The 23381-nt window shown below is 70.0% G+C and carries 21 protein-coding genes, 1 tRNA gene and 1 pseudogene; 12 read left to right on the top strand and 11 right to left on the bottom strand.

Annotation, left to right across the window (positions count from 1 at the left end):
* Window positions 1–109: 109 nt before the first annotated feature.
* The 4 genes from NYF13_RS06655 to NYF13_RS06640 all read left to right on the top strand — a co-directional run bounded on the left by NYF13_RS06655 (window position 110) and on the right by NYF13_RS06640 (window position 5481).
* Window positions 110–2404, top strand: a complete 2295-nt coding sequence (locus tag NYF13_RS06655) for a (Fe-S)-binding protein (RefSeq protein ID WP_315654887.1) — start codon at window positions 110–112, stop codon at window positions 2402–2404.
* A gap of 130 nt (window positions 2405–2534) precedes the next feature.
* Complete coding sequence (locus tag NYF13_RS06650; protein WP_315654885.1) at window positions 2535–3473, top strand: hypothetical protein; 939 nt, start codon at window positions 2535–2537, stop codon at window positions 3471–3473.
* A gap of 318 nt (window positions 3474–3791) precedes the next feature.
* Window positions 3792–4421, top strand: coding sequence for a DUF742 domain-containing protein (locus NYF13_RS06645; RefSeq protein WP_315654883.1), 630 nt, complete (start codon window positions 3792–3794; stop codon window positions 4419–4421).
* 55 nt (window positions 4422–4476) lie between these two features.
* A complete protein-coding gene (locus NYF13_RS06640; protein WP_315654881.1) occupies window positions 4477–5481 on the top strand; it encodes a cation diffusion facilitator family transporter in 1005 nt (334 codons plus the stop codon).
* Here NYF13_RS06640 and NYF13_RS06635 read toward each other — a convergent pair.
* From NYF13_RS06635 to NYF13_RS06625, 3 genes are all read right to left on the bottom strand, one after another.
* Window positions 5475–6104, bottom strand: coding sequence for a CAP domain-containing protein (locus NYF13_RS06635; protein ID WP_396286667.1), 630 nt, complete (start codon window positions 6102–6104; stop codon window positions 5475–5477). The genes NYF13_RS06640 and NYF13_RS06635 overlap by 7 nt on opposite strands.
* A 156-nt stretch (window positions 6105–6260) precedes the next feature.
* Window positions 6261–7685: a sugar porter family MFS transporter gene (locus tag NYF13_RS06630; RefSeq protein ID WP_315654878.1), complete on the bottom strand. Its 1425-nt coding sequence runs from the start codon at window positions 7683–7685 to the stop codon at window positions 6261–6263.
* A gap of 186 nt (window positions 7686–7871) precedes the next feature.
* On the bottom strand, window positions 7872–8336 hold the full coding sequence (locus tag NYF13_RS06625; RefSeq protein WP_315654876.1) for a MarR family transcriptional regulator: 465 nt from the start codon (window positions 8334–8336) through the stop codon (window positions 7872–7874).
* 73 nt (window positions 8337–8409) lie between these two features.
* Between NYF13_RS06625 and NYF13_RS06620 the strand changes: the two genes are divergently transcribed.
* Entirely contained in the window at window positions 8410–9600 is a 1191-nt protein-coding gene (locus tag NYF13_RS06620; RefSeq protein ID WP_315654875.1) for an FAD-dependent monooxygenase, read from the top strand.
* Between the two features lie 12 nt (window positions 9601–9612).
* Here the strand turns inward: NYF13_RS06620 and NYF13_RS06615 are convergent.
* The 3 genes and pseudogenes from NYF13_RS06615 to NYF13_RS06605 all read right to left on the bottom strand — a co-directional run.
* Window positions 9613–10492, bottom strand: a pseudogene (locus tag NYF13_RS06615) (IS5 family transposase); the annotation flags it as partial.
* Between the two features lie 47 nt (window positions 10493–10539).
* Window positions 10540–11121, bottom strand: a complete 582-nt coding sequence (gene dcd / locus NYF13_RS06610) for a dCTP deaminase (RefSeq protein WP_315654874.1) — start codon at window positions 11119–11121, stop codon at window positions 10540–10542.
* A gap of 23 nt (window positions 11122–11144) precedes the next feature.
* A complete protein-coding gene (locus tag NYF13_RS06605) occupies window positions 11145–12359 on the bottom strand; it encodes an oxygenase MpaB family protein (RefSeq protein ID WP_315654872.1) in 1215 nt (404 codons plus the stop codon).
* A gap of 107 nt (window positions 12360–12466) precedes the next feature.
* Between NYF13_RS06605 and NYF13_RS06600 the strand changes: the two genes are divergently transcribed.
* Window positions 12467–12537 (top strand) — tRNA-Gly (locus tag NYF13_RS06600).
* A 92-nt stretch (window positions 12538–12629) separates the two neighbouring features.
* Here NYF13_RS06600 and NYF13_RS06595 read toward each other — a convergent pair.
* Entirely contained in the window at window positions 12630–13280 is a 651-nt protein-coding gene (locus tag NYF13_RS06595; RefSeq protein ID WP_315654870.1) for a hypothetical protein, read from the bottom strand.
* 188 nt (window positions 13281–13468) lie between these two features.
* On the opposite strand from NYF13_RS06595, the gene NYF13_RS06590 reads away from it, so the two are divergent.
* Window positions 13469–13996 (top strand): GNAT family N-acetyltransferase, encoded by a 528-nt coding sequence (locus tag NYF13_RS06590; RefSeq protein ID WP_315654868.1) that lies wholly within the window; start codon window positions 13469–13471, stop codon window positions 13994–13996.
* Here the strand turns inward: NYF13_RS06590 and NYF13_RS06585 are convergent.
* Both NYF13_RS06585 and NYF13_RS06580 read right to left on the bottom strand, forming a co-directional pair.
* On the bottom strand, window positions 13989–14315 hold the full coding sequence (locus NYF13_RS06585; protein ID WP_315654867.1) for an MmcQ/YjbR family DNA-binding protein: 327 nt from the start codon (window positions 14313–14315) through the stop codon (window positions 13989–13991). The genes NYF13_RS06590 and NYF13_RS06585 overlap by 8 nt on opposite strands.
* Window positions 14316–14401: 86 nt before the next feature.
* Entirely contained in the window at window positions 14402–16090 is a 1689-nt protein-coding gene (locus tag NYF13_RS06580; RefSeq protein WP_315654866.1) for a bifunctional metallophosphatase/5'-nucleotidase, read from the bottom strand.
* A 256-nt stretch (window positions 16091–16346) separates the two neighbouring features.
* Here NYF13_RS06580 and NYF13_RS06575 point away from each other — a divergent pair, with 256 nt between their 5' ends.
* Entirely contained in the window at window positions 16347–16988 is a 642-nt protein-coding gene (locus tag NYF13_RS06575; RefSeq protein ID WP_315654865.1) for a VanZ family protein, read from the top strand.
* Here the strand turns inward: NYF13_RS06575 and NYF13_RS06570 are convergent.
* A complete protein-coding gene (locus NYF13_RS06570) occupies window positions 16929–17105 on the bottom strand; it encodes a hypothetical protein (RefSeq protein ID WP_315654864.1) in 177 nt (58 codons plus the stop codon). The genes NYF13_RS06575 and NYF13_RS06570 overlap by 60 nt on opposite strands.
* A gap of 207 nt (window positions 17106–17312) precedes the next feature.
* Between NYF13_RS06570 and mug the strand changes: the two genes are divergently transcribed.
* The 4 genes from mug (at window position 17313) to NYF13_RS06550 (ending at window position 21447) form a co-directional block, all read left to right on the top strand.
* The gene (gene mug, locus NYF13_RS06565) at window positions 17313–17891 is read left to right on the top strand and encodes a G/U mismatch-specific DNA glycosylase (protein ID WP_315654863.1); all 579 of its coding nucleotides are present in this window, start codon (window positions 17313–17315) and stop codon (window positions 17889–17891) included.
* A gap of 266 nt (window positions 17892–18157) precedes the next feature.
* Window positions 18158–18952, top strand: coding sequence for a response regulator transcription factor (locus tag NYF13_RS06560; protein WP_315654861.1), 795 nt, complete (start codon window positions 18158–18160; stop codon window positions 18950–18952).
* Between the two features lie 158 nt (window positions 18953–19110).
* Window positions 19111–20955, top strand: coding sequence for an acyl-CoA dehydrogenase (locus NYF13_RS06555; RefSeq protein ID WP_315654859.1), 1845 nt, complete (start codon window positions 19111–19113; stop codon window positions 20953–20955).
* 216 nt (window positions 20956–21171) lie between these two features.
* Window positions 21172–21447: a GlsB/YeaQ/YmgE family stress response membrane protein gene (locus NYF13_RS06550; RefSeq protein ID WP_315654858.1), complete on the top strand. Its 276-nt coding sequence runs from the start codon at window positions 21172–21174 to the stop codon at window positions 21445–21447.
* Window positions 21448–21523: 76 nt separating this feature from the next.
* Here NYF13_RS06550 and NYF13_RS06545 read toward each other — a convergent pair whose 3' ends face one another.
* Window positions 21524–23371: a VanW family protein gene (locus NYF13_RS06545; protein WP_315654856.1), complete on the bottom strand. Its 1848-nt coding sequence runs from the start codon at window positions 23369–23371 to the stop codon at window positions 21524–21526.
* Window positions 23372–23381 lie beyond the last annotated feature (10 nt).

The following is a 23381-nucleotide window of genomic DNA, read 5'->3' as shown; positions in this document are numbered from 1 at the left end:
GTGGGACTTAGGGCTCTCCAACCGGTTACCCATCAGTAAGAAGCGTTACCCTGCTCGGCACCGGGGCTTCGGCGCCGGCACCACCACACCGGACGAAAGGCACCCGACGATGGGCGCTGTACAGCTGACGCTCGGGGGGATCTCCGTCCTCCTCGGCATCGTCGCCTGGGGAATGTTCTTCGCGACCGTGGCCCGGTTCGTGCGCGTGATCGGGCTCGGCCAGCCCGACCGGACCCGCAACGGCCCGTTCCTGCCCCGGCTGACGACCATGGTCAAGGAGTTCGCCGTCCACACCCGGATGGCCAAGGTCCGCCAGGTCGCGCCGTGGCACTGGATGGTGATGTGGGGCTTCCTGATCGGGTCCCTCGCGCTGTTCGAGGCCTACGGCGAGGTGTTCGTCCCGACCTGGGGCTGGCCGGTGCTGGAGGACTGGGCGCCGTGGAGCCTGCTGATGGAGCTGCTCGGCGTCGGCACCGTCGTGGGCGGCGTCGCGCTGGCGGTCATCCGGCAGCTCAACCACCCCCGCCGCGCCGACCGCCAGTCGCGCTTCGCGGGCTCGAACTTCAAGTGGGCCTACTTCGTCGAGGCCGTGGTGATCATCGAGGGCATCGGGATCATCGGCGTGCGCGCCGGCAAGGCCGCGATGCACGTCCACGAGACACCGACCTGGGCCGCGTTCGTGTCGAACCCGCTGAGCGAGTTGCTGCCCTCGAGCGCGGCGCTGGTTTCGGTGTTCGCCTTCGTCAAGCTGATGAGCGCCACCGTGTGGCTGATCGTGGTCGCCCGAACGATGACCATGGGCGTCGCCTGGCACCGGTTCAGCGCGTTCTTCAACATCTACTTCAAGCGCGAGGCCGACGGCGGGGTCGCGCTCGGCGCGGTCAAGCCGATGATGTCCGGCGGCAAGGTGCTCGACCTCGAAGAGGCCGACCCGGACGAAGACACCTTCGGCGTCGGCAAGGTCGAGGACTTCAGCTGGAAGGGCTGGCTCGACTTCTCGACCTGCACCGAGTGCGGCCGCTGCCAGTCGCAGTGCCCGGCGTGGAACACCGGCAAGCCGCTTTCACCGAAGCTGCTGATCACGCAGCTTCGCGACCACGCCTACGCCAAGGCGCCGTACCTGCTCGCGGGCGGCAAGCGCGACATGGCCGGCGACGAGGTCGGGCTGAACGGCGACAACATGTACGCGGGCATCGACGTGCTAGCGATCGCCGAGTCCGAGAAGGCCCTGATCGGCAGCGACGGCGGCGTGATCGACCCGGACGTCCTGTGGTCGTGCACCTCGTGCGGCGCCTGCGTCGAGCAGTGCCCGGTGGACATCGAGCACGTGGACCACATCGTCGACATGCGCCGCTACCAGGTGATGATCGAGTCCTCGTTCCCCACGGAGCTGAACGGCATGTTCAAGAACCTGGAGAACAAGGGCAATCCGTGGGGGCAGAACGCCAAGGACCGTCTGCAGTGGACGGAGGAACTCGATTTCGCAGTGCCGGTGTTCGAGGGTGACCTCGGCGACGCGGAGTACCTGTTCTGGGTCGGCTGCGCCGGCGCGTTCGAGGACCGGGCCAAGAAGACCACCCGCGCCGTGGCCGAGCTGCTGCACATCGCGGGCGTCAAGTACACCGTGCTCGGCTCGGAGGAGTCGTGCACCGGTGACCCGGCGCGCCGCGCGGGCAACGAGTTCCTGTTCCAGATGCTCGCCCAGCAGAACGTCGAGGTGCTGAACTCGGTGTTCGAGGGCCGCGAACGCAAGGCGCGCAAGGTGGTGGTCACCTGTGCGCACTGCTTCAACACCCTCGCCAACGAGTACCCGGAGCTGGGCGGCCAGTTCGACGTCGTGCACCACACGCAGTTGCTGAACCGCCTGGTGCGCGAGAAGTACCTGACGCCGGTGGCGCCCGTGGCCGAGGACGTCACCTACCACGACCCGTGTTACCTGGGCCGGCACAACAAGGTCTACGACGCTCCGCGTGAGCTGGTCGGGGCCTCCGGGGCCAAGCTGCGCGAGATGCCGCGCCACGGCGACCGGTCCATGTGCTGCGGCGCCGGCGGCGCGCGGATGTGGATGGAGGAGAAGATCGGCAAGCGGATCAACGTCGAGCGCGTGGACGAGGCGCTCGGCACCGCGCCGTCGAAGATCGCGACCGGCTGCCCGTTCTGCCGGGTGATGCTGACCGACGGGGTCACCTCGCGCCAGGCCGACGGGCTGGCGAGCGAGAAGGTCGAGGTGGTCGACGTGGCCCAGCTGCTGCTCACCGCCGTGAAGCGCAAGACGGAGCCGGCGTTGGTGGCCGCGGGCGCCCCCTCGCTGGAGGGCGAGTCCGACGCCGACCTGACCGCCGAGCCGGACGTGCCCACCGACGAGGAGCCGACCGGGACCCCGTTGCCGGAGGAAGACAAATAGCAGCCGCCGCGAACGGCCCCCTCGTGTCCCGCGAGGGGGCCGTTCGCGGGTTCCGGCCCGGACATTTGTCATGGCCCGGTCGTGATCGACGGACCAGGGCCGAGGCCCGGCGCGGCGCCACCATCGACGGATGCCGCTACGCAAGACCGCCCTCGCCGCACTGGCCCTGCTCGCCCCGTTCGTCGCCGAGTTCCTGCTCGGCGACCAGTACCTGACCGGCCCGCCCGCGCTCGCCCAGCAGCTCGGCATGTACGCCACGTTCGTCGCGCTGTACGGCTCGGGGGCGCTGCTGATCCGCGAGGTCGCGCGCCGCCGCGGCCGCGGCTGGCCGACGATCCTGGTGCTGGCGCTCGCCTTCGGCGTCACCGAAGAGGGCCTGCTGACCCAGACGCTGTTCAACCCGCACTACCTCGGCCTCGACCTGATCGGCCCGGCCCACATCCCGGTGCTCGGCCTGGGCGCGACCTGGACGGTGTACGTGCTGACCCTGCACGTGGTCTGGAGCATCGCGACGCCGATCGCGATCGTGGAAGCCTTCTTCGGCCGTACGCCCTGGCTGCGCAAACCCGGTACGTGGGCGTGGAGCGCACTGCTGGTGGTGGGCGCCGTGGCGGCTTTCGCGGTGTCACGCGGGATGGACGCCGCGCACTTCCTGGCCGCGCCCGCGCAGCTGGCCGGCACGCTGGTCGTGGTGGTGGCACTGGTCCTGGTGGCGCTGCGGCTGCCGGCCCGGCCGGCTCCGCCCTCGGCCCACCCGTGGCTGGGCTTCGCCGTCGGGCTCGGGCTGAGCACCGCGTTCCACCTAGTGAGAATGACCCTCGGCGGATCGCCGTGGACGCAGACCGGGGTGATGCTCGCGCTGGCCGCGCTGGCCATCGGGTACGGGCTGAAGGCCCGCCCGCCCGCTTTCCCGCTCGCCGCGGGCGCCGCCGTCACGTACTGCTGGCTGGGCCTTTCCACCGCCGCGGGCGCCGGATTCGCCGCGATCGCGGAGCAGAGCGCGTTCGTGCTGGGCACACTTTTGTTACTGGGGTGCGCCACTCGGCGAAACATTCTGTCAACCATTTGATAGAAGCGTACGAACGTACCAGAATTCCTCCGAAAATCGTTTCCGCGGTCCTCGGGAACCCATTCACCGCACCTGGACCACCCGGTGTCACATTCACACCGAAGGACTGGACAACGGGCGTATCCTGGCTTTTCCTCGCGACCACCGCCGCCCGCGGGGTCGGTGAAGAGCCACTGAGAAAAAGGGGCGGACAGGATGAGCGGGCACCGGGAAGCGCGACCGACCGGCCGTTCCGGCGCCCGGTTCCCTTCCGCGAAACAGACGCAGCGGCTGACCGGCCGAACCGCGGATCCCGTCGCCGTCGAACCGGTTTCCCCGGTGCCGGACCCGCTCCCGTCGCCCGCGCCGATGGCGGTCGGCGCCCGGTTCCCCGGCCCGAAGCTCGCCGAGCGGCTGGCCGGCGAGAGCCCGGTCAGCTCCAGCGAACCGGCGCCCGCGGTCCACCCGGCCGAGCGGACCGATGCCGCGTACTCCGGCACCCTGGGCGAAGAAAACGTCCGCCGCCACAACCACCCCGAAGAACCCGAAATCCCCGGAGCATCCCAGCCCGACTTCACCTCGACCGGCGGCCAGTGGGACGACGGGCCCGAGACGCCGCCACCGCACCCGCGGACCCTCGTCCGGCCGTACGTGCTCACCCGGGGACGGACCCAGTCGCGCCGTCACCTGGCGATCGAGGCGCTCGTGTCCACCTGCGTGGGGCGGGCGGAGTGGAACAACCCGCAGATGAGCGGCGAATTCCACTCGGTCCGGACGATGTGCCACTCCCCGCGCTCGGTCGCCGAGGTGGCCTCGACGCTGAGCGTGCCGCTGGGCGTCGCGCGGATCCTGCTCGACGACATGGCCGAGCTGGGGCTGGTGCGGATCCACGAGAACGACGACACCGGTGACGGGCGGCCGGCGCTGGCGTTGATGGAGCGGGTGCTCTCCGGCCTGCACCGCCTCTGAGCCACCCGGGTCTCCGGCGCCGCCGCGACCGAGGACCCCGGCTACTGTTCAGCGGGTGACCGAGGAAGAGCAAAAAGGCGGCGAGAGCACCCTCACCGTCGTGCTGGCCGGTGGGGTCAACCTGGCCATCGCGATCCTGAAGCTGATCGCGGGCATCATCACCGGCTCCGGCGCGATGCTCTCGGAGGCCGTGCACTCGGTCGCCGACACCATCACCGAGGTCCTGCTGCTGACCGCCCTGAAACGGTCCGAACGCCCGGCCGACCGGGTGCACCCCTTCGGCTACGGCAAGGAGCGGTACTTCTGGTCGCTGCTCGCCGCCGTCTCGATCTTCGCGTCCGGGGCGATGTTCGCGCTCTACGAGGGCTTCACCACCGTGTTCGGCGAGAACAGCGAGCAGGAGAGCCCGCTGGTCGGCTACATCGTGCTGGGCGTGGCCTTCCTGCTGGAGGGCACCTCGTGGCTGCAGGCGATCAAGCAGGTCCGCCAGGAGTCGAAGAGCGAGAACCGCTCGTTCTTCGGCTACCTGCGGATGATCGACGACCCGACGCCGAAGACCGTGCTGTTCGAGGATTCCGCCGCGCTGGTCGGCCTGCTGCTGGCGTTCGCGGGCATCGGCCTGCACCAGCTCACCGGCTCCTCGGTCTGGGACGGTGGCGCGTCGATCCTGATCGGGCTGCTGCTGGCCGGGGTCGCGTACCTGCTGGGCCGCACGAACCGGGGACTGCTCATCGGACGCCAGGCCGACCCCAGGATCGTGCGCGGGGTGCGCGACCACCTCGCGGCCGCGCCGGAGATCGAGGCGCTGGTGGACCTGCAGACCATGCTCATGGGCACCGACCAGGTGCTGGTGTGCGCCCGCGTCGACTTCGACGACTCGCTGGGCGCGGCCGACGTGGAGCGGGCGTGCGTGCGGATGGCGGCCGAGCTGGCCGAGGAGTTCCACGACGTCACCGAGGTGTTCATCGAGCCGGTGCCGCGCACCGACCCGAACCTGCGCGCGACCGTGCTGGCCCGCTACGGCGATCTGCGGGCCGACCCGGTCGAGGACTATCAGTAGCCGAAGTCCTGGGTCCAGTACCAGCCGGCCTTGGCCACGCCGACGCCGAGCTTCGTCAGCGAGCAGTTGAGGATGTTCGCGCGGTGGCCGCTGGAGTGCATCCACATGTCCATCACCTGCGAAGCGCTGGTCGCGCCCTTCGCGATGTTCTCCGCCCCCGGCTTGCTGTAGCCGGCGGCGCGGATGCGCTTGTCGAACTGCGTGCCCTCGGGGGTGTCGTGCGAGAAGTAGTCGCGGTCCGACATGTCGTCGCTGTGCTTCTGCGCCGCCGTGTCGAGGTGCGGCTCCTCGGTGACGGGATCGCAGCCCGCGTCCGCGCGCTGGTCGTTGACCAGGCTGACGATCTGACCGGCCAGCGAGGTGTCCACCTCGGCCTTCGGGCTCGGCTTCGGTGAGCTGGGCGGCGGCGAGGACGAGGTGGGCGGAGCTTCCGAGGAGGGCGTCGGCGTCGGGCTGTCGGACGTGGACGGGGCCGCGGAAGAACTCGGCGCCGGTGAACTGCTCGGCGTGACGGGCGATTTCGCCAGCGGGCCGCCGGTCTCCGCACGGCCTCCACCCGGCCCGGCCGGTCCGGGAGTCGCGCTACCGAGAGTCGTCACGGTGGGCGAACCGTGGAGCCACATCGTCCCTCCTGCGGCGGTAAACCCGCCCAGAAGAACACTCAGTGACACCAAAGCTACCCGAACCCTTACACCAATGGGGGACACGAGCGGCAAATTATCACGAACGGATCACGACCGTTACCACCGAAAGGCCCAGTGCGTGGCCGGCCCCAGTGATCAGACGACGCCCTCGATCGAGGTTCCCTTGGTCTCCCGGATGAACTTCAGCGTGAACGGGATCGACAGCAGCGCGAACGCCGCGTAGATCCAGTAGGTGGCGCTCAGGTTCCAGTCCGACATGCTCGGGAAGCTGACCGTGACCAGCCAGTTCGCCACCCAGTTGGCCGCGGTGCCGACGGCCAGCGCGGCGCTGCGGATGCGCAGCGGGAACATCTCGCCGAGCAGCACCCAGAGGATGACCCCCCAGGACAGCGCGAACGAGAGCACGAAGACGTTCGCGAACACCAGCGCGACCGGTCCCCACGCGCCGGGCAGGGTCAGGTCGCCGTTCACCCGCTGCGCGTGCCCGAACGCGATCGCCGCGACCCCGAGCCCGATCGCCATGCCGACCGAGCCGACCAGCAGCAGCGGCTTGCGGCCCACCCGGTCGATGAAGGCGATGGCGATGAACGTGCCGAGGATGTTGATCACCGGGCTGACCATGGAGATCAGCAGCGAGTCGGTGTTCTGGCCGACCGAGTGCCACAGCGTGTCGGAGTAGTAGAAGATCACGTTGATGCCGACGAACTGCTGGAACACGGCGAGCGCGATGCCGACCCAGACCACCGGCAGCAGGCCGAACCGCCCGCCCAGCAGGTCCCGCACCTTCGACTGCTTCTCGGTGCGCAGGCCGCGGCGGATGTCGGCCAGCTTCGTCTCGACCTCGTCGGCGCCCTCGACCTCGGCCAGCACCTCGCGCGCGCGGTCGAGCTTGCCGATCGAGAGCAGGTAGTGCGGTGATTCGGGGATGACCGAGGCGAGCACGAAGTAGATGACCGCGGGCACGGCGGCGGCGCCCAGCATCCACTGCCAGGCCTCGAGGCCGCCGAGCTCGCCGTTGAGGTCGTGGGAGCCGTCGGGCCGGACCGGCGCGAACGCCTTGATCACCCAGTTGACCAGCGCGGACACCCCGATGCCGAGCACGATCGCGAGCTGCTGGAGGCTGGCCAGCCGGCCGCGGTAGGCGGGCGGCGCGACCTCCGCGATGTAGGACGGCCCGATCACCGAGGCGACGCCGATCGCGGCGCCGCCGATCACCCGCCAGAGCGCCAGGTCCCAGATCCCGAACGGGAACATCGCCCCGAGCGCGCTGATGAAGAACAGCACCGCGGCCAGCTGCATCGTCCGGATGCGCCCGATCCGGTCGGACAGCAGCCCGCCGAACCAGGCCCCGACGGCCGAACCGATCAGGGCGCTGGAGACGGTCAGTCCCGTGGCGGCGGCGCCGACCTCGAAGTGCTTCTGGATGCCGAGCACGGCCCCGTTGATGTTGGAGCTGTCGTACCCGAACAGGAACCCGCCGACCGCCGCCGCGCCCGCGATGAACACCACGTGGGCGAGGTGCTGCTGACCAGCCCGCTCGCTGGGGACGACCTCGGCCATGACTCCACCTCTCACTGGGACCTACCTGCCCGACCGAAGTGATCTCTGCCCCGTTCCGGGCCGGATCAGCCGCCGCAGTGACCGGACGCACCCCCTGATCATCACCGGCGCCGGGTGATCCGCAACCGGAGCGCGCCGGCCCGGACACCGGCGGGTCCGGATCGGCCCCGTCCCACCCGGCCCAGGTCAGTCCGCCCCCTGATCTCCGAGACGCGCGGTCGACTCGTGGGTGATCTCGGCCGCTTCGCGCAGGAACCCGATCACCGTGCGGAGTTCCTGGTCCGTGTAGCGCTCGGCCCGCGCCCTGACCTGGCCGACGAGGTGGTCCCACAGCGAGGCGTCGTTACCCGGCCCGTCGAGCTGGACCAGCACCCGCCGCCGGTCGTCCGGGTGCGGACCGCGCCGCACCGCGCCCTTGCGTTCGAGCCGGTCGATCAACGCGGTGATCGACGCGGGAGCCAGCCCGGAGTACTTCACCAGGTCCTTCGGGGTGAGCGGGCCGAAGCGCGCCAGGTAGTCCAGCACCTTGTTCTCCACCGCCGACAGCCCCCGGCGCTCGGCGATCGCCGCGTGGAAGACCACCGTCTCCGTGGACCACACCCGGGACTGCATCAGCAGCTCGTCCACCAGGGTCTCGCGCTCCCTTGACACCCGGCCAGCTTACCCTGAGTATTTAGTTCGATAGAACGAATTAGTTTCAGAGATACTTACCAGGGGAGCAAAAATGGCACGGGTACTGATCGCCGGCGGGGGCATCGCGGGCACGATCACGGCGATCGCGCTGCAGGAGGTGGGGCACGAACCGGTGCTCTACGAGGCGTCCGGCCGGGGCGTGGGTGGTGTCGGGGCATTCCTCACCCTCGCCGTGAACGGGCTCGACGCGTTGCGCCCGTTCGGACTGAAACCGCTGGTCAAGGCCGCGGGCTTCGACACCCCGCGCATGACGATCGGGCTCGGCAACGGCCATCGGCTGGCGGAGTTCCCGCTGGGCGAGCCGCTGCCGGACGGCACCACGAGCCAGACCATCGGGCGGGCCGACCTGTACCGGGCCCTGCGCGAAGAAGCGGACCGGCGCGGCGTCCCGACCTCGTACGACAAGCGGCTCACTGCCGCCACCCAGACTTCCTCGCAGGTCACCGCCCAGTTCGAGGACGGGACCGCGACGTCCGGCGACCTGCTGATCGGTGCCGATGGACTGCGCTCGCGGGTCCGCCGGATCATCGATCCGACCGCGCCGGAGCCGCGCTACGTGCCGTTGCTGAACACCGGCGGCCGAGTCACCGGTCTCGACCTCGGCGACGAGCCGGGGGTGATGCACATGGCGTTCGGCCGGAAGGCGTTCTTCGCCCACGTGGTGCACCCGGACCGATCAGTGTGGTGGTTCGCGAACGTGCCGCGCGCCACCGAGCCCGACCGCGCCGAGCTGGCCGCGCTGCGCGGACCGGTCTGGCGGGCGGCGCTGCTGCGCCTGTTCGCGCGCGACCGGTTCCCGGCCGCCCGGATCATCGAGGCGACCGAAGAGATCTACCGGCCCTGGGCCACTTACGATTTCCCGTCGGTCCCGGTCTGGCACCGTGGCCGCATCGGCATCATCGGCGACGCCGCGCACGCGACGTCACCGGCCGCGGGCCAGGGCGCGTCGATGGCGATCGAGGACGCCGTCACCCTGGCGCGCTGCCTTCGCGACGTGCCGGAGACCGCGCTGGCGACGTTCGAATCGTTGCGCCGCACCCGTGTGGAGGCGGTGGTCGCCCAGGGCAAGCGCAACAGTGACGCCAAGGGCGCGCCCGGGCCGGTCGGCCGCCTGCTGCGCGACTTCTTCCTGGCGCGGACCCTGAGCAAGCCGTCCGCCGAGGACCCCAACGAGTTCATGTGGAGCCACCGGATCGACTGGGCGGCGCCGGTTTCGGCCTAGGGCGTGTCCTCGAAGTCCGAGGAGCAGGGTGGCCAGGTCGATGAGACCTCGGTAGGAGATGGCTGTCTTGTCGGAGCGGGTGGCGATGGCGCGGAATTGTTTAAGGCGGTTGAAGCACCGTTCCACGATGGTGCGCCGCCGGTAGGCGCCCCGGTCGAAGGCCGGTGGGCGGCCACCGGCCCGGCCACGGCGTACCCGATTGGCTTGCTGGTCCCGGCGTTCGGGAATCGTCGCCGGGATGTGCCGTCGGCACAGGTAGGAGCGGATGGCGCGGCTGGAGTAGCCCTTGTCCGCCAGCACCCGGCGCGGCCGGATCGCTGGACGGCCTGGCCCCGGCCGACGGAACTCGATACCCGCCATGACCTGGGTGAACATCGTGCAGTCGTTGACGTTGCCGCCGGTCAAAACCACCGGCAGAGGCCGCCCATGACCATCGCAGGCCAGGTTGATCGTGGTGGTGGCTCCGCCCCGGGAGCGGCCGATGGCATGATCATCTGGCTCGCTGTGCTCGCAGCCGACGCCGGCTTCCCCCTGTGGGGGATGCCGTCGTCCGGCCCCCGCCGGCGGGGTGCTGATGCGCCCGCACGATGCTGGAATCCACCGAGACCTCGCGGTCGAGGTCGTTGATCGCCTCGGCGATCACCCGCACCTGCGCCACCAGAGCGGACAGGGTGCCCGAGCGAGACCAACGCCAGAACCGGGTGCAGACCGTCTTCCACGGCCCATACCGTTCCGGCAGATCCCGCCACGCCACCCCGGTCTTGGCCTTGCACAGCATCCCGTTGATCACCCACCGGTCATCCACCCGCGGGCGACCCCTCACCCCCGACACCGGCAACAGCGGCTCGATCACCTGCCACTGCTCATCAGTCAGCTCATGCCTGCGCACCACAACCGAAGATCACAGCAGATCACGCACACCAGCTTTAAGGACACGCCCTAGCGCCAGGTGTCGACGCGGTGGAAGTTCTTGTACGCGCGGCTCGGCGTCGGCCCGCGCTGCCCCTGGTAGCGGGAGCCGGCCTCGGTCGAGCCGTACGGGAATTCCGCGGCGCTGGAGAGCCGGAAGATGCACAGCTGGCCGATCTTCATGCCCGGCCAGAGCGTGATCGGCAGGTTCGCCACGTTCGACAGCTCGAGCGTGATGTGACCGGAGAAGCCGGGGTCGATGAAGCCGGCGGTCGAGTGCGTGAGCAGGCCGAGGCGCCCGAGCGAGGACTTGCCCTCGAGCCGTCCCGCGAGGTCGTCGGCCAGCGTGACCAGCTCGAAGGTCGAGCCGAGCACGAACTCGCCGGGGTGCAGCACGAACGGCTCGTCCCCCTCCTTTTCGACCAGCGAGGTCAGCTCGTCCTGCTGCAACTGCGGGTCGATGTGGGTGTACTTGCTGTTGTCGAACACCCGGAAGAACCGGTCCAGCCGGACGTCGATGCTGGACGGCTGGACCATGGCGGGGTCGAACGGGTCGATGCCGAGCCGTTCGGCTTCGAGCTGTTTGCGGAGGTCACGGTCACTGAGCAGCACGGGCGAAGCCTATCCGGGCCGGTTCAGGCGGCGCGCATGTGCTGCTTGTACGAGGTGTCCGGCTTGAACGCCTCGTTCAGCCGCCGCCGGTAGAGGCGGCGCCCGGCCTGCCCGAGCCGTTCCTGCAGCGCGGTCGCGCCGGGCACGCACAACCGGACCGTCTCGGCGGCGAAGTTCAGCCCGGCCGCGGCGAGCACGGCCGTCTGCGCGACCACGTCGTTCGGCAGCTCCAGGAAGTCGGCGTTGTCCTTCCCGAGCACGAGCCGGCTGATCGCGGAGTGCACCCCGGCGTTGACCTGCCCCAGCACCTTCCCGGCGGCCCCGCGTCCGGCCCCGATCGACGCGTGACTCTCGACGAGGGCCCTGGCCAGCCGTTTCGAGTCGTCGTCGGGGATGAACTCGGTGGCGGCGAGCAGCCAGAGCAACCGCCACGCGTCGTCCTCGTCGGCGGGCAGCAGCTCCTCGTCGACGCCCATCAGCCAGCCGATGTAGCGCCAGAGGTGCAGGATGTCGGCGCGCTCGCGGGCGGAGTAGCGCAGGCCCAGCAGTTGCGTGCCGAACACGTAGACCAGCGAGAAGAGCAGGAGCGTGCCGGCGGTCTGCACCTGGTTGACGGGCCGGTCCCAGGCGGCGTAGTCCCAGTCGTCCCGCTCGTTCATGGCCCGGCGGACGTGGGCGTGCACCAGCCGGATCCGCACCGCGGCGGTGTAGCCGATCCGGTGCCGGGCCATGGCGCCGGGCGTGGTGACGTCGATCCACCAGGTCGCGGTCTCCACCAGCCGCCGCGTGGCGTGGTACTCGATCTCCCCGGTCCCGACCAGCGCTTTCGTCGCCCGCGAGGCGAGGTAACCACCCATGAGCGACATGTCCCCGAGGGGGAAGAGCCCGAGCAGGCCGGCGCGGGTGATGGCCTTGGCCCCGCGCTGGAGGCGCTCGGAGTCGACCCAGTAGGGAACGGCCTCGACCTGCCGGAAGAAGTCTTCGAGCGGCGGCGCCGGATCGGCAACGGCGTCGATCCCTTGAGCGAGGGCCAGCTCCAGCTGGGCCTGCTTCGCCCGGTGCCCGCGTCCCTCCCGGCCTTCCCGGACCCAGGCCACGAGCCGGTCGGCCGCCTGGTCCTCCCGCTGCGCGAACTCCCGCAACCGCCTGACCTGGCCTTCGTCCCCGTTGGCCCCGGTGCCCCGCCTCCGAGCCGCCAGCCGAAACCCACCCTGTCGAAACAACACCGGATCGTCCACGCCCGTCACCTCTCGCAGGAGTCGACAACAAGTGTTGTCACTTCCCCCAGGCGCCGTCAACCCACTGGACAGCCCCGCCGAGGCCCTGTGTATGCTGGTCGGGCACTGCGGATGTAGTTCAATGGTAGAACATCAGCTTCCCAAGCTGAATACGCGGGTTCGATTCCCGTCATCCGCTCTTTTCTTTTTCAGCAGTAATTCTTCAGCATTTCAGTGGGTGCCCACCGAATTTCGGTAGGCACCCACTGTGCTTTTCCCGCGCAGCTTCGCTCAGCCCTCGACCAGTTCCCAGTGCGCTCCTGGGGCCTCGCGGTCGAAGACCTGGCCCGGCGCGGCCTGGAGGACCGTCACCACGTCCGGGTAGAGGCGCACGACGTGCTCCAGTTCCATTCCCTCGACCTCGAAGTCCTCCGCCTCCGGGACCTCGAAGCCCACGAACAGCCAGGTTCCGTCGGTCTCGCGGACCACCTGGCGGACCGCGCGGGCCGGTGCGTCCGGGCCCGTGCCGATCTCCGCCAGGCCGGTGCTGAGCTGCACCTCTTCGAGTGGCGAACCGGGGTGCGACCAGGCGGCGACGCGCGTCTCGCGGACCGCGATGTCCTCGGACACGTCGTCGGAGTCCGCGACGGAGCTGAGCAGCCAGGTCGAGCGGTCCGGGTCCCAGTCCGCGGCCATGCCCGGGGGCAGTTCGGCCAGGGCCGTGAGCTGCGGCAGGCGTTCGACCGCCTCACGCAGGCGGACCGCGCCGAACTGCTCGCGGTTGACGGCCATGTCCTCGTCGAACTCGGCGCCGTCGCTGATGAACCAGTCGTCGTCATCGTCGAGGACGACGAAGGCCAGCTGGTCCGGGGACTCGATCAGCGCGTGCGCGAAGATCACCGGGGATTCCGGATCCTGCCGCAGCGGCCATTCGGTCGACATGCTCACTCCCCGCGTAGTTCCGGTGTGTGCGCACATCCCACCAGACCACCACCCCGGCCACGCGCACCGCCTCACCGAACGACGCACCACCGGCGCCGAAAACACCGCGTCCCCGAGCCGGAGCTCGGGCAGGATGAGACCCGACGTTCAGGACATCCTGCTGGTCGAGCGGGAGTGAGGGGAATCCGATGCTCATCGGAGAGCTGGTGCGGCTGCGCGCGCTCGAACCGTCGGACGCCGAACCGCTGTACCGCTGGGTCAACGACTGGGAGCTGGGCCGGTGGATGAACAACAGCCACCCGCATTCGCTCGACCAGATCCGCAAACTCTGTGAGGACCGCAAGGTCAACACCTACGCACAAGTGGTGCTCGGCATCGAGAGGATCGCCGACGGCCGGCTGCTCGGCGTCGTCGACCTGCGCGACGCCGAGCCCGAGCAGGGGCGCGCCGAGGTCGACATCTACATCGGCGACCGGGAGCACCAGGGCGGGGGCTACGGCACCGAGGCGTTGCGGCTGATGTGCCGGTACGGCTTCACGGTGATGCGGCTGCACCTGATCGCGCTGTGGGTGGTCGCGGAGAACGAGGCCGCCCGCCACGTCTACCGCAAGCTGGGCTTCGTCGAGGACGGCCGGCACCGCGAGTGCTTCCGCGGCCAGGACGGCCGGTACCACGACATGTACCTGATGAGCCTGCTCGAAGGCGAGCTCACCTGACCAGCCGCCGCGGGGCCTTCAGCCGCCAGGACTCGGTCAGCAGCTCACGCAGGTGCTGTCCGTCCACCCGGTCGAGATCGACCAGGATGATGCCGTACCCGTCGTAGTGCGGGGTGGTGAAGAACGCCGGATCACCCCCGTCGAGCAGGGCGGCCTTCTCGTCCAGGCCGCAGAACAGCACGAGCCCGCCCTCCGCGTCGGTTCGCAGGCGGGTGAAACCCTTGCCCGCCACCTTCAACGCCGGGGTGCGGTACCAGGTGGATTCCTCGGTCTCCGGCAGTTCCGTCCCGAGCGCCACCACGTCTTCCCAGGTCACCATGACCCCATCGTCGCGCACGGGCCCGCGGCCGTCTTGGCAAAACGGGAGCCCCGCCGGAACGCGGCGGGGCTCCCGGGCCGGGAAAGCTACGGCGTGACCGTGATCCGGTCCGCCGGCGGCGGCGCCACGCCCGGGTGCGCGCCGAGGTAGGCGATCAGCGCGTCCAGGTCGACCGGGCCGCCCGCCAGGTCGGTGCCCTTGGTGAACTCGGTGAACCCGTCGCCGCCCGCGGCGAGGAAGTTGTTCACCGACACGCGGAACGTCGCGGCCGGGTCCACCGGCGTGCCGTTCACGCTGAGCTTCGAGATGCGCGAGCCGACCGGCGCCGACGCCGAGTAGGTGTAGTGCAGCGTGCTCGAGATCTGCAGGATCTTGGTCCCACCGGACTGGCCCCACTGCTGCTCCAGCACGTTCTTCAGGTTCGCGCCGGTGAGCGTGATGGTCTGCATGATGTTCGCGAACGGCTGCACGGTGAACGCCTCGCCGTAGGTGACCACGCCGTCGCCCTCGCCGTTCGGCGAGGAGGCGTAGTTCAGGTCGGCGCGGATGCCGCCGGGGTTGGTGATGGCGATCTGCGCGTTGGTGGACTTGGTGCCCTCCAGCTGCGCGTCGGCGATGACGTCACCGAGCGTCGACTCGCCCGAGGGCGCGCCGGCCGCCTTGAGATCCGCGGTGATGGTGCCGACCGGCTGGTTGGCGATCGGGGCGGCCTTGGTCCTGGCCTCGTCGACCAGCTTGGCCACGGCCGGGTCCGGGGTGACGTCCCGGGTGACGATCTCGTTGTGCGCCTTGCTCTGCGACCGCACGACGTCGCGGGTGCGCAGGTCGATCTTCAGGTCCAGCACGGACAGCAACCGGCCGAACGAGGCACCCTGGGTGACCGTGCGCGGCCGGCCCGCCGGATCGTTGATCACGCAGTTGTACTGCTGGTGGCTGTGCCCGGTGAAGATGGCGTCGACCTCGGGGCTGACGTTCTTCGCGATGGTCGCGGCGGGGCCGCCCGGTTGCAGCTTGCAGTCGTCGGGCCCGGAGTTGACCTCGGTGCTGTCGCCCTGGTGCAGGAGCACGACCTGGGCCTTGACGCCGAGCGCGTCCAGCAGGTTCGCGGTGCGGTTGATGGACTGCACCTCGTCACCGAACTTCAGGCCCTTGATCGCCTCCGGCGTGACGACGGTGGGCAGGTCCTTCAGCGTGGCGCCGATGATGCCGATCGGCACGCCGCCGGAGAACTGGACGGTGAACGGCAGCAGCGCGGGCAGGCCGTTGGTGAAGTACACGTTGGAGCCCAGCAGCGGGAACCGCGCGCCGTCGTAGGACTTGCGGAACTGGCAGCCGTCGGTCTTGTTGCAGCCGCCGAACTGCATGCGCAGCAGCTCCTGGTAGCCCTCGTCGAACTCGTGGTTGCCCACCACGGACGCCTTGACCCCGAGCAGGTTGAGGAAGTCGATGGTCGGTTCGTCGTGGAACAGGGCGGAGATCACCGGCGACGCGCCGACGTTGTCGCCCGCGGAGAGCACCATCGAGTTGCGGACCTGCGACTGCAACTGCTTCACGTGCGTCGCCAGGTAGGCGGCTCCGCCCGCGTCCACAGTGGACCCGTTCGACAACGTGACGCGCCCGCTCGAGCCGGCCGGCGGATCGAGGTTGCCGTGCAGGTCGTTGAACGTGATGATGCGGACGTCCGTGGTCTGGGCCGCCGACGCGGGTGCGCTCGTGACGGCCACCGTGGCCAGTGCGGCCGCGGCGGTGGCCGCGATCCGGGTGAAGAGCCTCATGTTTCCTCCGGTTTCGCGCCCGATGTCCCCTGAAACGGGCGCCCGGCGTCGCAGTCTGCCCAAAGGGGAGGTCGGTCACCAGAGGAAGAAGCCGGGCGATAGGGAAATGTCACCCGGCGTTGGTGCTCCCGTCGACGGCGAGCCGGGCCCCGGCCGATCGGCTCGGGCCCGCCTCGGCCAGATGGCCGACCCCCGGGCGGCCCGACCGGCTCTTCGACCGAAGTACGCGCCCGCCCAGCTCCATAGCGTTCTTCTCATGACGAACGCACAGGTCACCGCCCTGCAGTACGGACTGATCGGGTTCCTCGCGGTGTGGTCGACGATCCTCGTCCCCCAGCTCGTGCTGCAGTTCGCGCGGTACGGGCGGCCGCGGGTTCGCGGGCTGGTGACCACGGCCGCGGTCGTCCTCTACGCGAGCATGACGCTCGCCGTGGTGTTCCTGCCGTTGCCCGGGGCGCACAGCCGGCGACTGGAGCAGACCGTGCAGCTGCGGCCGTTCCAGTGGATCGGCGACATCCACACCGAGCTGCTCAAGCACGGCCTCCCGGCGGCGCACTGGTTCACCACGCAGACCTTCCAGCAGGTCGCGCTCAACGTGCTGCTGTTCGTGCCGCTCGGGGTGTTCGCGCGGATGCTGTGGCGCCGCGGGCTGGCCGGGACGCTGGCCATCGGGGCCGCCGCGTCCCTCGCCATCGAGATCACGCAGCTCACCGCCAACTTCGGCACCGCGCCGTTCGCCTACCGGATCTTCGACGTCGACGACCTCATGACCAACACCTTCGGGGCCGGGGTCGGCTGGCTCTTCGCCGCGGTGCTGCTCTCCCTGCGCGGCGTTCCTTCAACGGTCCACGCGCAGACGGCCCGGCGCGAGCGGGTCGACTTCGCCCAGGCGCGCTAGCCGGGCCTGGCGCTGCAGCGCCGCCCGCTTGGCGGCGCGCCGGTCCTCCAGGACCACGATCAGCGCCGCGATGGCGATGACCAGGGCCACCAGGCCGAGGACGAGCAAAACCGGCATGCGGCCGCCTCTCCGACGTCGTTGTGCGAGAGATCACACAGGCTACCCAGCCGGGTGGCGGCTCCGCTACCCCGTGTGCGGAGAAGCCGTCCCGGCCGACGGTCACCGCGGACATCGGCCGAGGTCAGGGCTTCGACCACCGGTTCAGCCGGGCCGAAATCCCGTGGCGGCCGCCAGCCGGGAGGGGAGGACCGGGAGACTGGGCGGATGGGCACCCGACCAACCCCGGAGCAACTGGCCGCCGCAGCCGGCACGACCGTCCCGGACGTGCTGGCCCCCGGTCTCGACGTGCTGTTCTGCGGGATCAACCCCGGCCTGTACTCCGCCGTGCTCGGCCTGCACTTCGCCCGGCCCGGCAACCGGTTCTGGCCCGCCCTGCACCGCGGCGGCTTCACCCCGCGGCAGTTCGACCCCAGCGAGCAGCACGAGCTGCTCGCGCTGAAGCTCGGCGTCACCAACGTCGCCGAACGGGCCACCGCGCGGGCCGACGAGCTGAGCGACGACGAGCTGCGCGCCGGCGGGCAGGCGCTGATCGCCAAGGTCGAGCGCGCCGAGCCGCGCTGGCTGGCCGTGCTGGGCATCGGCGCGTACCGCCTGGCCTTCAATGACCCGAAGGCCCGCGTCGGCCGCCAGGAGCGCCGGATCGGCCCGACGAGAGTCTGGGCCCTGCCCAATCCGAGCGGCCTCAACGCCCACTGGACACCGGCCGGGCTGGCCGAGGAATTCGCCGCGCTCCGCACACAGCTTGTCACCGAGCGCCCATCGAACGGGCTACACCCTCAGTAGCAACCGGAGCAACCTCCTCGGCCGGGCGGCGGCGGATCACCGCAGATCACTGCCGCTTTTCTACCGAGGGTTTGCTGCGACCGGCCGATACGGCCATGAGGGGGAAACCGCGTCACGAGGTGCTTCCCGGGTACTCGCATCAGAGACAAGATGTCTTTCCCGTCCGGTCCCGCAGGGGGGATCGGGTGGTGCCGGACGGCACGTCCAGGGGGCGCCGCCCCCGCGTCCGGCCACCCGGGAACGACCTGGATTACCGGAGGCCCGAGATGCGCGGCATCGAGCCCCAACGAACGCCCGTGACACCGGGACTGCCCGGTGCGACCCGCAGCCTCGGGGTCGCCGTGGTCGACCCCATCCCGATCTTCCGCGAGGGGCTGGCCGCGATGGTGCACCGCAGCCCCGGACTGCACTGGGCCGGGCAGGCGGCGAGCCACCACGCGGCGCTCCAGCTGTGCGAGCAGGCGCGGCCCGACGTCACGATCATCGACTCGGCGCTGGACCCCAACTGCCACCTGACCAAGCTGCTCGCCACGGGCGATCCGGCCCTGCTGCTGGTGATGCTCGTGCGCGACGTCAACCGGACGCAGCAGTACCTGTCCACCGCCATCGCCGCGGGAGCGCACGCGATCGTGCCCCGGGCGGTGGACCCGCGGCGGCTCGCGGAGGCCATCCGGCGCGCGCACTCCGACCGCCGGTACATCGACCCGGCGCTGGCCGCGCTCACCGCCAGACCGAAACGCCAGCCCTCGCCCAGGGCCGCGCCGGCCGAGGACCAGCTCGCACCGCAGCCGCCGAGGGGCGCCATGCCCCTGTCGCGCCGCGAGTACCAGGTGCTGCAACTCGTGGCCGAGGGACTGGAGAACTCGGCGATCGCCAAGCTGCTGTTCCTGTCCGTGGAAACGGTCCGCACGCACGTGAAGAGCATCCTGCGCAAACTGTCCGCACGGGATCGGACACACGCGGTGACCATCGCGTTCCGCAGCGGCATCCTCATCCCGCGCGCGGACGACGGGCACCATCCCGTGGTCCCCCAACCGGCCGTGGCGCGCAGCACCCTCTGACCACTCCGTCCAGGTCGGTGTCGGTTTTTCGGCGGAATTCCACCCGGGAAAGGGCCGATTCACTTGCTCCGGTTACTCGTAGGTAATATCCTGAAGTTACCGGCGAGTAAGGGAACCTGCGCCCGGCCGGAAAGCCGAACCCAAAACGGAGTGACGACATGGGCCACTACAAGAGCAACGTCCGAGACCTGGAGTTCAACCTCTTCGAGGTGCTCGGTGTACAGGAGCGCCTCGGCCAGGGCGTGCTCGCCGAGTCGGACGAGGAGACCGCGCGCGGAGTGCTGGCCGAGCTGAACAAGCTCGCCACCGGCCCGCTGTCCGAGTCCTACGCCGACGCGGACCGGAACCCGCCGGTGTACGACCCCGAGACGTTCAGCGTGAAGATCCCCGAGTCGTTCAAGAAGAGCTACCAGCAGCTGATGGACGGCGAGTGGTGGCGTCTCGGGCTGACCGACGACCTCGGCGGCTTCGGCCTGCCCCCGACGGTGCAGTGGGCCGCGGCCGAGCTGATCCTCGGCGCCAACGCCCCGCTGTTCATGTACATGGCGGGCCCGAACTTCGCGATGATCGTGAACAAGAACGGCACCGAAGAGCAGCGGCACTGGGCGCAGATCATGATCGACCGCCAGTGGGGCGCGACGATGGTGCTGACCGAGCCGGACGCCGGCTCCGACGTCGGCGCGGGCCGCACCAAGGCGGTCAAGCAGGAGGACGGCTCCTGGCACATCGACGGGGTGAAGCGGTTCATCACCTCCGCCGAGCACGACATGAGCGAAAACATCATGCACCTGGTGCTGGCGCGCCCCGAGGGCCCCGGCATCGAGACCAAGCCCGGCACGAAGGGCCTCTCGCTGTTCCTGGTGCCGAAGTTCCACTTCGACTCGAAGACCGGCGAGCTGGGCGAGCGCAACGGCGCCTACGTCACCGGAGTCGAGCACAAGATGGGCATCAAGGCGTCCACCACCTGCGAGCTGACCTTCGGCCAGCACGGCACCCCGGCCAAGGGCTGGCTGCTGGGCGAGGTGCACAACGGCATCGCGCAGATGTTCCAGGTGATCGAATACGCCCGGATGATGGTCGGCACCAAGGCGATCGCCACCCTTTCCACCGGTTACCTGAACGCGCGCGACTACGCCAAGGAGCGCGTGCAGGGCGCCGACCTGCCGAACATGCTCAACAAGGTCGCGCCGCGCGTCACGATCACGCACCACCCGGACGTCCGCCGCTCGCTGATGCTTCAGAAGGCGTACGCGGAAGGTCTGCGCGCGGTGTACCTGTACACGGCTTCGTTCCAGGACCAGCTGTGGACCGGCGAAGGCGACGAGGCTTCGCTGAAGCTGGCGCACGGCGTGAACGACCTGCTGCTGCCGATCGTCAAGGGCGTCGGCTCCGAGCGCGCGACCGAGCAGCTCGTGCAGTCGCTGCAGACCCTCGGCGGGTCCGGCTTCCTGCAGGACTACCCGATCGAGCAGTACATCCGCGACGCGAAGATCGACTCGCTCTACGAGGGCACCACGGCCATCCAGTCGCTGGACTTCTTCTTCCGCAAGATCGTCCGCGACAAGGGCCAGTCGCTCGCGCACGTGGCCGGCGAGATCTCGAAGTTCCTCGAGTCCGAGGCGGGCAACGGCCGGCTCAAGAACGAGCGCGCGCTGCTGAAGCAGGCCCTCGAAGACACGCAGGGCATGCTCGGCTCGTTGATCGGCTACCTGACCGCTTCGCAGGAGAACCCGCAGAGCATCAACCTGGTCGGCCAGCACACCGTGCGGCTGCTGATGTCGGTGGGCGACCTGCTGATCGGCTGGCAGCTGCTCAAGGGCGCCGAGGTGGCCATCGCCAAGCTCGACGCCGGTGCCCCGGCCAAGGACGTGCCGTTCTACGAGGGCAAGATCGCCGTGTCCTCGTTCTTCGCCAAGTCCGTGCTGCCGGAGCTGACCGCGCGCCGCGCGATCGTCGAGGCCGCCGACCACGCGCTGATGGACGTGGACGAAGCCGCCTTCTGATCCACCGAACCGACGGAAGAGCCCCCGGTGCCGCTGCACTGGGGGCTCTTCCGACGATTCGTCCCGCTTTCGGGTGATCTGAGGTGCGGTGACCGGCACACCGGTGGTGCCGAGTGGGTGTAATGCCCGTGACAAGAGGTTTCGCCCACCCTGGTGCGGGGAACAACGAGTGCGTCCGCGGCCGCGGGCTCCATCTTTTCCGGTAGAGGAGTTTCGATGACCATCGCAGGGATCATCAGCGCCATCGTAATCGGCTTGATCCTCGGCCTGCTCGGCCGGTTGGTCGCGCCCGGCAAGCAAGCCATCCCCATCTGGCTGACCATCATCGTCGGTATCGTGGCCGCCTTCATCGGCACCTGGATCGCCCGTGGGCTCGGCTACGCCGACACCAAGGGGATCGACTGGCTCGAAATCCTCACGCAGGTGGTCGTGGCCGCGATCGGTGTCACCCTGGTGGCGAACCTGTACGGCCGGCGCAGCGTGAACCGGTAACTCAGGTTTTTCTCTTCCGAAACCGGCCCGCTGCCCCTCCGGCAGCGGGCCGGTTTTTTCGTCCGCCGTGGACAGCTCAGCAGAGGACGATCGGCCGCGGGGCGTAGGTCGTGGTGCGGGTCTCCTCGCGCACCTCGTTGCCGGTGGCCGGATCGTAGAGCACGCGGGTGTCCGAGACGGCGAACCCCTCGGCGCCCGCCGAGGGCCGGCAGGTGCCGTCCGGGTCCGGTCCGAATTGGACGGTCGGCTCGACCGGGCTGGACCGGTCACCGGTGCGGCCCTCGACGCGGTACTGCTTCGTACCCCAGATCCGCACCGTCACCGAGCCCCCATCGGCATGGGCCTGGATGGCGAAGCCGGTGGGGGCGGTGTCGGTGATCTGCAGCTCCACCGGGTTGCCCGCTTCGTCCACGGCCGCCGCGTCCCGGCCCGCCGGGTAGCGGTCGAGGTAGTGGTCGTGCGCGGCGTGCCCGCCGTCGCCGAGGCCGGCCAGGTACGCCGCGTTGTACAAAGTGGACGCGAACTGCGAGACCCCGCCGCCCACCACCGAAGGGCCGGTGCCGTCCTCGTCGACGGGAGCGCTGACGTAGCCGTTCGCCGCCGACCGGACGCCCGAGCGCGCGCCGAGGCTGAACGTCTCGCCCGGCTTCACGATGGCGCCCGAAACGCGCTCGGCGAGCGTCTGGATGTTCGTGGCCGCCGGCCCGCTGAAACCGCTCGTGGTGAACTCGCCGACCACTTCCTTGATGCCCAGCGCCGACACCGCTTCGGTCGACACGCTCGGCTTGGTCGCGTCGTAGACCACGCTCAGGTCACGTCCGTCCGGCTTGGCCAGCACCTGCGTGATCGGCTTGAAGGTGGTGGCCCAGTTGATCTTCCGCGCGTCCTCGGACGGCTCCACCGACGGTACGCCCGAGGTGAACACGATCTGCGCGTCGCGCCCGTCGGTCTCCGTGGGGGCGAGGTCCGGCTGCAGGGCCTTCTGCAGTTTGGCCTGGTCGATCCGCAGCTCCAGGCGGCCGCCGTCCCGCGGGGCGAACTGGAACGAAGACGCGATCGCGGCCGGTGTCAGCGTGGCGTCCTCGCCCTGGCCGTGCACCACCACCGGCTGCGCCACCGCGGGCGTCACCACCTGCTCCAGCAGCGCGTGCACCCCGGCCGAGGTGGACTTCGGCGGCGTGACGTCCATCCGCAGCGGCACTCCGCCCGGCGCGAGCCAGTCCGCGATCACCGCCTGCACGGCCGCGGGCACGTCCACCAGCGACTGGCCCTGCCGCGGCTCGACGGGGTAGGGCGTGACCCCCGTGTCCGACGTCGGCTGGAAGCCGATGTTGCCTTCCACCAGCGGGTGGTTGAGCCGCTGATCGGCCAGGGCCCGTACCGCCTGGTCGACCTGCGGCCGGTCCGAGCGCGTGACCACGCCGACCTCGCGCGTGCGGAAGAACGACTCGATCCGCGTGATCGGGCTCAACGGCTGGTGCCCGGCCTGCGCGAGCGTGGCCGGCCAGTCCAGGCCGAGGCCGGACTGCGCGGGCACCAGCGTGGCCGTGATGTCCCCGCCGTGCACCAGCACGGGCTGGGTCAGGCGGGGCTGGAGCCGGGTGCGCAGCTTGGCTTCGGCGTCGGTGTGCGAGAGGCCGCCGACGTCCACGCCGGCCACGACCACACCGCGCGGCACGTCACCCGCGCTGACGATCAGGTCCACGGCGTACAGCAGCACGAACAGGCCCATCAGACCGCCGGCGACCATGAACGTGCGGCCGATCTTGCGCCGCACCCGCCGGGCCGGTGTTTCGGGCGGCGGGGGCGCGTCGACGACGGCGAAGATTTCCGTGGCCAGGTCGCCCCCGGCGGCCGGCTCGTCGCCGAAGCCGCGCAGCAGGTCGTCGACGAAGAGGTCGTTCGAGGTGTGGTCTTCGCGCACGCCTGCCCTT

The sequence above is a fragment of the Amycolatopsis sp. PS_44_ISF1 genome (assembly GCF_032335455.1).
Lineage (GTDB): Bacteria > Actinomycetota > Actinomycetes > Mycobacteriales > Pseudonocardiaceae > Amycolatopsis.
Note: the sequence above shows the minus strand (reverse complement) of the source record. Positions and strands in the feature narration are given on the sequence as shown.

Bases quoted from the DNA above. Each gene is read 5' to 3' on its own strand.
- NYF13_RS06655 (WP_315654887.1), top strand. From the start codon at position 110: ATGGGCGCTGTACAGCTGACGCTCGGGGGGATCTCCGTCCTCCTCGGC.
- NYF13_RS06650 (WP_315654885.1), top strand. From the start codon at position 2,535: ATGCCGCTACGCAAGACCGCCCTCGCCGCACTGGCCCTGCTCGCCCCG.
- NYF13_RS06635 (WP_396286667.1), bottom strand. From the start codon at position 6,104: ATGTGGCTCCACGGTTCGCCCACCGTGACGACTCTCGGTAGCGCGACT.
- NYF13_RS06630 (WP_315654878.1), bottom strand. From the start codon at position 7,685: ATGGCCGAGGTCGTCCCCAGCGAGCGGGCTGGTCAGCAGCACCTCGCC.
- NYF13_RS06620 (WP_315654875.1), top strand. From the start codon at position 8,410: ATGGCACGGGTACTGATCGCCGGCGGGGGCATCGCGGGCACGATCACG.
- NYF13_RS06595 (WP_315654870.1), bottom strand. From the start codon at position 13,280: ATGTCGACCGAATGGCCGCTGCGGCAGGATCCGGAATCCCCGGTGATC.
- NYF13_RS06590 (WP_315654868.1), top strand. From the start codon at position 13,469: ATGCTCATCGGAGAGCTGGTGCGGCTGCGCGCGCTCGAACCGTCGGAC.
- NYF13_RS06585 (WP_315654867.1), bottom strand. From the start codon at position 14,315: ATGGTGACCTGGGAAGACGTGGTGGCGCTCGGGACGGAACTGCCGGAG.
- NYF13_RS06580 (WP_315654866.1), bottom strand. From the start codon at position 16,090: ATGAGGCTCTTCACCCGGATCGCGGCCACCGCCGCGGCCGCACTGGCC.
- NYF13_RS06575 (WP_315654865.1), top strand. From the start codon at position 16,347: ATGACGAACGCACAGGTCACCGCCCTGCAGTACGGACTGATCGGGTTC.
- NYF13_RS06570 (WP_315654864.1), bottom strand. From the start codon at position 17,105: ATGCCGGTTTTGCTCGTCCTCGGCCTGGTGGCCCTGGTCATCGCCATC.
- mug (WP_315654863.1), top strand. From the start codon at position 17,313: ATGGGCACCCGACCAACCCCGGAGCAACTGGCCGCCGCAGCCGGCACG.
- NYF13_RS06560 (WP_315654861.1), top strand. From the start codon at position 18,158: ATGCGCGGCATCGAGCCCCAACGAACGCCCGTGACACCGGGACTGCCC.
- NYF13_RS06555 (WP_315654859.1), top strand. From the start codon at position 19,111: ATGGGCCACTACAAGAGCAACGTCCGAGACCTGGAGTTCAACCTCTTC.
- NYF13_RS06550 (WP_315654858.1), top strand. From the start codon at position 21,172: ATGACCATCGCAGGGATCATCAGCGCCATCGTAATCGGCTTGATCCTC.